Genomic DNA, 4,979 nt, shown 5'->3' with positions numbered 1-4,979 from the left:
TGTACTAGCTGGTATTAGAGCGTGTTTGAAAAATCATTCCCACAAATTGTGACGTACATCTTGCAGAAAGCCTTTTTCAAACACGCTCTAGAAAACCTGCTGGATTGCAGCTGAATCCTGAAATTAACAGTTGCGCACAGATAGCTGAGGTATTAAAATATATGAAAATAACACAGCTGAAGCTGGAACAGGAATGCCAGCATGTCTGATAAGAATGCTTTTGAGTGGTGAGTAGAGTTCACAGCAGCCTTCTGTGAGCACAGCTGCAAAAAAAGAGGTACCGCATATGACAACATTGGAAATTCTGGACCGTCTGCAAGGTGATGCGCTGAAAGATGGTGAACTTCGAAAAAAGCTTTTGGCAACCCGTTTGGAAAAGGATCCTCTCACTGTTTTTTGCAGATTATGCAGGGAACTTGGCTATGAATTGTATGAAATGGACCTGGTATCTGCCGGAGAAGACTTCTATGCTACCATGCGCCGCAGTACCAATGGCGGCGGAGAAAACTCCCCGAAGCTGGAGGGGGAAGATGACTTCTATGAGCTTTTGATGGCAAGCCTGGAGGCAGCAGAGAAAGCAGAATAGAATTGGCTCAAATAGACATCAACTATGAGTGTTTTTGGTAAGCCAAAAGCATTATGCAAAACATTATGTAAACTAAAAGGACGACAGTTGAAAACCCAAATTTCGTTGAAAATTAGAGTGAAATGTCTGTTATAGATTGAAAAACAGGGAGTGTGTATGGCAGAATTAACGGAATTGCAGAAGCAGTTATTCGAATTACAGGATATAAAATATCGGGATTTCCACAGCAAATTAATGCCCGAAACAGCCAAGGAAAAGATTATTGGAATCCGTACTCCTGTGCTTCGGAATTTTGCAAAAGTATTCGCCGGTACTCCGGAATTAGAGGACTTTTTGCAGCAGCTTCCTCACCAGTTTTATGAGGAAAATAACCTTCATATGATGCTGATCACTGGGATAAAGGACTATCCGAAATGTATGGAAGAAGTACAGCGATTCCTGCCCTATATCGACAACTGGGCCACCTGTGATTTCCCAGAGCCAAAGTGTTTCCGTAAGAACAAAAAAGCAGTATTAGAAGAGGTCCGGAAGTGGATCGCCTCCACTGAAACCTACACTATTCGCTACGGGATCGGCATGCTTATGCGCCTTTTTCTGGACGAGGATTTTTCCCCGGAGTATCTTGAAATGGCAGCTGGCGTACAATCACAGGAATATTATGTAAACATGATGATTGCCTGGTATTTTGCCACCGCTCTGGCCAAGCAATGGGATGCTGCAGTACCTTATATTGAGCGGCACAGACTGTCGGACTGGGTACATAAAAAGACTATCCAGAAGGCAGTGGAAAGCTATCGGATTACGTCTGAACAGAAGGAATATTTGAAAGGCTACCGTTAAAAATAGGATTTTATGGTTTAGAGCCTGAGAAATGAAAAACGCCAGAATGAAAAGCTTTATCATGCGGTAAAGCGAATTTCATTCTGGCGTTTTGTATTTATGCAGGCATAAGATCCTGGTGGCTGCCGCAAATCAGCGGAAGCTCTTCAGCCAGTTCACCAGGGAATCATGCCAGATATTGTCATAAACGGTTTTCTTCATCTGGTCGGTTACCGGACCATTGTTTGCCATTTTCGCAAGGATTCCGGCTTGAAGCTCTTCTACGGTCATGTCCTCTGGGGACTTGGACCAGTCTACGGTTATCTGAGATTTTTCGGAGGCTGGTTCGGATGCGGTAGTAGTATTAGATGTTGTACCATCAGCTGCTTTTTCAGAAGCATTTGCGGTGCAATCAGAGTTACCTACAGTAGTCGCAACCGTTTCCTTTATGCTGTCCGTATTCGCAGCATTTTTCAGTGCCTGAGAGATCGGAGTTGTATTTTGCTCTGCGACAGTGGCAGCAGCTTCCTCTTTTGTCTGGTCTGCGTTGTCAGCCTTAACTGTTGTATTAGTAGTTTCCGGTGTCTTTGCATTCATCTCTACCGGCTTATACTCTGGCATATCCCCAGCCGGAACCCAGATATTGCCGCTGTTTCCGGCAACGGTTACATGAATGCGTCCATTTTCTACAGAAACTTTTTCACCGGTCAGAGTACCTACATACTCAGCTGCATTTCCAGCAGCCAGATCCATAGAAGCGGCATTGTCATCATTATTTACAGTGACGATCACACGCACCCCATCCAGGTCACGGGCAAAAGCATACTGGCGGTTGGTGAGCATAAGCTTTGCATAGCTTCCATAATTAAGAGCCGGTGTATTCTGGCGGACTTTTCCAAGAGCAGCAATAAGAGCTGTGCAAGGATTTTTCTCCACTGCGTCAGCATAATCAGCAAGATTTAAGGCTGGTCTTAAGCTGTCATCTGAGGTTCTTTCCTTACGTCCCTCAATTCCAAATTCAGAACCATAATAAATACTTGGAACTCCCGGAAGGGTGTAGAGAAGCACATGAACTGGAGCAAAATGCGCCTTATTGGAAAGTTTGGTGTAAATTCGTTCTACATCATGGTTGTCCACGAAATTATAAAGATCAAGGTCGCCCATGTTCTGCAGATATTTTACAGTGTGCGCGATCTCAAAATAGTTATGGTCATTGTGTCCGCTGTAAAGAGCCTTGTGAAGTGCATAATTTGTAACACTGTGAAGGGTGCTGCCATTTACCCAGCGGCTGTAATCGCCGTGGATGACTTCGCCCATCAGCCAAAAATCCGGTTTCACTTCCTCAGCGGTGCGGCGCAACTGTTTCATAAAATCAAAGTCCAGAACGTCCGCAGCGTCAAGACGGATACCATCCACATCAAATTCAGAAACCCAGAAACGGATCACATCGCAGATGTAGTTCTGCACATCAGGATTGCGCTGGTTTAATTTTACCAGAAGGTTATATCCGCCCCAGTTTTCATAGGAAAAACCATCGTTGTATTCGGTATTTCCAGAGAAGTTCACATTACAGTACCAGTTTACATAAGGTGAATTCTGTCGCTTCTCCTGAATATCTTTAAATGCGAAAAAGTCACGTCCGGTGTGGTTGAATACGCCATCGAAGATAACCTTGATCCCTTTTTCATGGCAGGTTGCAACGAAATTCTTCAGATCCTCGTTGTCACCCAGACGGGAGTCAAGCTTCCTGTAATCAGTAGTCTCATAACCATGTCCCACACTTTCAAATAAAGGACCTATATATAAAGCGGTGCACCCGATTTCTTTAATATGATCGATCCACGGAAGAAGCGTATTCAGCCTATGCACAGGCTCCCCATACTCATTCTGCTTCGGCGCCCCCGTCAAACCCAGTGGATAAATGTGATAAAAAACTGCCTCGTTATACCAACTCATGTCTAACACCTCTGTCGTTTAAAATAAATTTGTACATTCAACGTTTTCTATAATAGCAGATTTTAGGAGCTTATTCCATATAAAAATATGATGATTCATGGTACTCTGTAGGGATTGTTAAAATTTTTGAAAACGGAAAATATATTGATAATTTTGCTTAAGGGCGAAAGGTTAAAAATAGGGATTCGATATACAAAATGCCGGAAGAACAGAAGAAAGCCTTTGTTGAGGCGTGATGGTAAATTATATTGACAAAACCTATTGGCATACTATGAAAACTAAAGCATATTTTACACCAACATCAACGAAAGGAAAAACCACTTTCAAAAGCGGGAAAAATGGCAGTGAAGAGCTGAAAGTTTTATGCCAGAGTGCAGAAGTGGCGGGCCATCAGATGAATAAGAGGATAGATCCAAGAATTTTTCATAAAAATACTGCAGAAGATTACCTTCAGGCGGAGATAGAGACAGCGAATTGGATTGACACGCTGGCGGTGAAGACAGAACATGGAAGGATCTGGAAAGCGCTTCCGGAAGGACAGGACGGATATCGTGAAGATGTTCCTATGTTTACGTCAAAAAGTATGTATGATGGTTCTGCTGGAATCGGAATTTTCCTGATCCGTCTTTATGAAGCCACTAGTGATGAGAGATGGCTGAAAGAAGCAGAAGAAGCGGCTGCGCATATTATTGCTACTCAGGTTGGTCCGGAATGGTATGAGCATACCTTACATTCGGAGGTGAAAGGAATCATTCCTGTGCCGGGATGGGCGGCAGGATCTTATAATGGACCGGTAGGAGAAGCCTATTTCCTGGAGGATCTTTATCAGGTGACAAGGAAGCAGGAATATCGCGATTTCGTACTGCGCACAGCGGATGTTCTTATGGAGGCAGCTTCTCGAGATGAACGCGGGCTGTTCTGGAGCGAGCAGGAAGACATCACTGCAGATGGCGGATTTATTGTTTTTCTGGATATTGTATATCGTCGCACTGGAATCCGGAAATATCTGGATTTTGCCAGTGAGGCAGCCGAACCTGGTACGACAGCTGGTGGAGAACCATCCCCACCAGAGTTGTAAGCTACCCGGGACTTTATGTAGGCGCAGCAGGATGCGGCTCTTCTTTACTGAGGGCTTACGCAGCGCTTACAGGAAAGAAGCTGACTAATTTGTATGAGTATCATTTTTTTGAGAAAATATAATGTACTTTATAATATGTACGAAGAATATGGAAATTATTTAACTGCAAAATATTATGGAACGTTTTCTTACATATAAATATAGCGCCTCTGCATACACTGTAAAAACAGCGTCGGCGGAGGCGTTTTTTTGAAAGAGTATATTGAAGAGCGGGCAGTAGAGATTGGAAATTATATTATCGAAACTAGGGCAACTGTAAGGCAGACTGCAAAAAGGTTTGGGATATCAAAGTCCACAGTACATAAGGACGTGACGACCAGACTTGCAAGCTTAAATCCAGCACTTGCAAGGCAGGCCAGGGCTGTGTTGGAGGTGAATAAATCAGAGAGACATATCAGAGGTGGTTTAGCTACCAGGGAAAAGTATTTGCATCAACATATGCTGGAAAACAATCTGCACAAAAAAATATAAACTTTTTTG

General features: G+C 43.4%; 6 protein-coding genes. 5 read left to right on the top strand and 1 reads right to left on the bottom strand.

The features are described from left to right. Positions 1-32 precede the first annotated feature (32 nt). From PGQ38_RS20915 to PGQ38_RS18365, 3 genes are all read left to right on the top strand, one after another. Positions 33-209, top strand: a complete 177-nt coding sequence (locus tag PGQ38_RS20915; RefSeq protein ID WP_416386766.1) for a DUF6783 domain-containing protein — start codon at positions 33-35, stop codon at positions 207-209. Positions 210-286: 77 nt separating this feature from the next. Beyond that, positions 287-586 carry a hypothetical protein gene (locus tag PGQ38_RS18370; RefSeq protein ID WP_173717214.1) on the top strand — a complete coding sequence of 100 codons (300 nt, stop codon included), beginning with the start codon at positions 287-289 and terminating at the stop codon, positions 584-586. A gap of 156 nt (positions 587-742) precedes the next feature. Continuing rightward, positions 743-1,426, top strand: a complete 684-nt coding sequence (locus PGQ38_RS18365) for a DNA alkylation repair protein (protein WP_204454940.1) — start codon at positions 743-745, stop codon at positions 1,424-1,426. 132 nt (positions 1,427-1,558) lie between these two features. Here PGQ38_RS18365 and PGQ38_RS18360 read toward each other — a convergent pair whose 3' ends face one another. Next, on the bottom strand, positions 1,559-3,361 hold the full coding sequence (locus tag PGQ38_RS18360) for an alpha-amylase family glycosyl hydrolase (protein WP_204454942.1): 1,803 nt from the start codon (positions 3,359-3,361) through the stop codon (positions 1,559-1,561). A gap of 235 nt (positions 3,362-3,596) precedes the next feature. On the opposite strand from PGQ38_RS18360, the gene PGQ38_RS18355 reads away from it, so the two are divergent. Further along, on the top strand, positions 3,597-4,439 hold the full coding sequence (locus PGQ38_RS18355; protein ID WP_204454944.1) for a glycoside hydrolase family protein: 843 nt from the start codon (positions 3,597-3,599) through the stop codon (positions 4,437-4,439). Between the two features lie 249 nt (positions 4,440-4,688). Continuing rightward, positions 4,689-4,970: a sporulation transcriptional regulator SpoIIID gene (gene spoIIID / locus PGQ38_RS18350; protein WP_118583748.1), complete on the top strand. Its 282-nt coding sequence runs from the start codon at positions 4,689-4,691 to the stop codon at positions 4,968-4,970. Positions 4,971-4,979: the final 9 nt, after the last annotated feature.

Source organism: Blautia faecis (assembly GCF_027662325.1).
In the GTDB taxonomy this organism is placed as follows: Bacteria; Bacillota; Clostridia; order Lachnospirales; family Lachnospiraceae; genus Blautia_A; species Blautia_A faecis.
This window is presented reverse-complemented; position numbering and strand designations above follow the sequence as displayed.

What these genes read in the sequence shown, in the direction of transcription:
- PGQ38_RS18370 (WP_173717214.1), top strand. Translation starts at nt 287, where the DNA reads ATGACAACATTGGAAATTCTGGACCGTCTGCAAGGTGATGCGCTGAAA.
- PGQ38_RS18365 (WP_204454940.1), top strand. Translation starts at nt 743, where the DNA reads ATGGCAGAATTAACGGAATTGCAGAAGCAGTTATTCGAATTACAGGAT.
- PGQ38_RS18360 (WP_204454942.1), bottom strand. Translation starts at nt 3,361, where the DNA reads ATGAGTTGGTATAACGAGGCAGTTTTTTATCACATTTATCCACTGGGT.
- PGQ38_RS18355 (WP_204454944.1), top strand. Translation starts at nt 3,597, where the DNA reads ATGGTAAATTATATTGACAAAACCTATTGGCATACTATGAAAACTAAA.